We start from the raw sequence: 3350 nt of genomic DNA on the forward strand, positions 1-3350 counted from the left end.
CGCGGGCAACCGCACACCTCGGGCCGGCCCTACGGGGCCCGGCCGGGACCCCGTCGCACCGAACGATCGCCCGATGGCGGTACGCGGTGACTTACGGCGGGGCGCCCGCCCGTCTCTTGAGAACTGCACAGTGGACGCGAGCATCTAATCTTTGTGGTCAAGTTAGTAAGGGCGCACGGTGGATGCCTTGGCACCAAGAGCCGAAGAAGGACGTAGGAGGCTGCGAAAAGCCTCGGGGAGCTGCCAACCGAGCTGTGATCCGGGGATGTCCGAATGGGGAAACCCGGCTGGGGTCATGCCCAGTCACCCTCACCTGAACACATAGGGTGAGTGGAGGGAACGTGGGGAAGTGAAACATCTCAGTACCCACAGGAAGAGAAAACAACAGTGATTCCGTGAGTAGTGGCGAGCGAAAGCGGAAGAGGCCAAACCGTCGTTGCGTGACAGCCGCCAGGCGTTGCAGCGACGGGGTTGTGGGACCATTCTTCAGGTTCTGGCGGACCTGAAGGGAGTCAGAAACGATCGGCGTAGTCGAAGGCCATGCGAAAGGGCCGGCACAGAAGGTAACACCCCTGTAGACGAAACGTCGATCACTCCCGAGTGGTATCCCAAGTAGCACGGAGCCCGAGAAATTCCGTGTGAATCCGGCGGGACCACCCGCTAAGCCTAAATACTCCTTGGTGACCGATAGCGGACAAGTACCGTGAGGGAAAGGTGAAAAGTACCCCGGGAGGGGAGTGAAATAGTACCTGAAACCGCGCGCCTACAAGCCGTGGGAGCCTGGACGACTTCGGTCGTCGGGTGACCGCGTGCCTTTTGAAGAATGAGCCTGCGAGTTAGTGGTACGTGGCGAGGTTAACCCGTGTGGGGAAGCCGTAGCGAAAGCGAGTCCGAACAGGGCGACTGAGTCGCGTGCCCTAGACCCGAAGCGGAGTGATCTACCCATGGGCAGGGTGAAGCGCGGGTAAGACCGCGTGGAGGCCCGAACCCACCGGCGTTGAAAAGCCGGGGGATGACCTGTGGGTAGGGGTGAAAGGCCAATCAAACTCCGTGATAGCTGGTTCTCCCCGAAATGCATTTAGGTGCAGCGTCACGCGTTTCTTGCCGGAGGTAGAGCACTGGATGGCCTAGGGGGCCTACAAGCTTACTGAAGTCAACCAAACTCCGAATGCCGGTAAGTGAGAGCGTGGCAGTGAGACTGCGGGGGATAAGCTCCGTAGTCGAGAGGGAAACAGCCCAGACCACCAACTAAGGCCCCTAAGCGTGTGCTAAGTGGGAAAGGATGTGGAGTCGCACAGACAACCAGGAGGTTGGCTTAGAAGCAGCCACCCTTGAAAGAGTGCGTAATAGCTCACTGGTCAAGTGATTCCGCGCCGACAATGTAGCGGGGCTCAAGCACACCGCCGAAGTTGTGGCATTCACACATTGCTCGGCCCCTTGTGGGTCCAGGCGTGTGGATGGGTAGGGGAGCGTCGTGTGGCGAGCGAAGCGGCGGGGTAACCCAGCCGTGGACGCCACACGAGTGAGAATGCAGGCATGAGTAGCGAATGACGGGTGAGAAACCCGTCCGCCGAATGACCAAGGGTTCCAGGGCCAGGCTAATCCGCCCTGGGTAAGTCGGGACCTAAGGCGAGGCCGACAGGCGTAGTCGATGGACAACGGGTTGATATTCCCGTACCGGTTACATTGCGCCCATGCCGAGCCCGGTGATGCTAAGCACCCGAAACCGGGGAGCTCTTCGGAGCGAGCTGGTGGAGCGTGCGAACCGACCCGGTAGTAGGCAAACGATGGGGTGACGCAGGAGGGCAGTCCAACCGCGGCGATGGTAGTCCGCGGCCAAGGTTGTAGGGCGAGACGTAGGCAAATCCGCGTCTCATGTGCCTGAGAACCGACGGGGAGCCGATTGAGGTGAAGTGGATGATCCCATGCTGCCGAGAAAAGCCTCTAGTGAGTGGTGTAGCCGCCCGTACCCCAAACCGACACAGGTGGTCAGGTAGAGAATACCAAGGCGATCGAGTGAACCGTGGTTAAGGAACTCGGCAAAATGCCCCCGTAACTTCGGGAGAAGGGGGGCCGACGCTGGTGTAGGGGCTTGCCCCCGAAGCTGGTGACGGCCGCAGAGACCAGGCTGAAGCGACTGTTTACTAAAAACACAGGTCCATGCAAAGTCGCAAGACGACGTATATGGACTGACGCCTGCCCGGTGCTGGAACGTTAAGGGGACGGGTTAGTGACTTCGGTCGCGAAGCTCAGAACTTAAGCGCCAGTAAACGGCGGTGGTAACTATAACCATCCTAAGGTAGCGAAATTCCTTGTCGGGTAAGTTCCGACCTGCACGAATGGCGTAACGACTTGGGCGCTGTCTCAACCACAGACTCGGCGAAATTGCACTACGAGTAAAGATGCTCGTTACGCGCGGCAGGACGGAAAGACCCCGGGACCTTTACTACAGCTTGGTATTGGTGGTCGGTTCGATTTGTGTAGGATAGGTGGGAGACTGTGAAGCGTGGACGCCAGTCCATGTGGAGTCATCGTTGAAATACCACTCTGATCGTGCTGGCTGTCTAACTTAGGTCCGTGATCCGGATCAAGGACAGTGCCTGGTGGGTAGTTTAACTGGGGCGGTTGCCTCCCAAAATGTAACGGAGGCGCTCAAAGGTTCCCTCAATCTGGTTGGCAATCAGATATCGAGTGTAAATGCACAAGGGAGCTTGACTGCGAGACTGACGGGTCGAGCAGGGACGAAAGTCGGAATTAGTGACCCGGCGCTGGCAAGTGGAAGCGGCGTCGCTCAACGGATAAAAGGTACCCCGGGGATAACAGGCTGATCTTCCCCAAGAGTCCATATCGACGGGATGGTTTGGCACCTCGATGTCGGCTCGTCGCATCCTGGGGCTGGAGTCGGTCCCAAGGGTTGGGCTGTTCGCCCATTAAAGCGGCACGCGAGCTGGGTTTAGAACGTCGTGAGACAGTTCGGTCCCTATCCGCCGCGCGCGTAGGAGTCTTGAGAAGGGCTGTCCCTAGTACGAGAGGACCGGGATGGACGAACCTCTGGTATGCCAGTTGTTCCGCCAGGAGCACGGCTGGTTAGCTACGTTCGGGAGTGATAACCGCTGAAAGCATCTAAGCGGGAAGCACGCTTCAAGATGAGGGCTCCCACAGGGTTGACCTGGTAAGGCCCCCAGCTAGATGACTGGGTTGATAGGCCGGAGGTGGAAGCACAGCGATGTGTGGAGCTGACCGGTACTAATAGGCCGAGGACTTGACCCTCACATATATTTCTGCTTTGCGTTCACTATGCGGTTCCCGAGATACGGTCGGGAACGATTGATATCTCCATAGAGTTTCGG

Annotated in this window: 1 rRNA gene; it reads left to right on the forward strand. The window is 58.5% G+C overall.

What is annotated here, in order from left to right:
- The first annotated feature begins 155 nt into the window (after positions 1-155).
- Positions 156-3270, forward strand: a 23S ribosomal RNA gene (locus R2737_05485).
- Positions 3271-3350: the final 80 nt, after the last annotated feature.

The organism is Candidatus Nanopelagicales bacterium, from assembly GCA_041393815.1.
Classification (GTDB): Bacteria; Actinomycetota; Actinomycetes; order S36-B12; family JAWKJK01; genus JAWKJK01.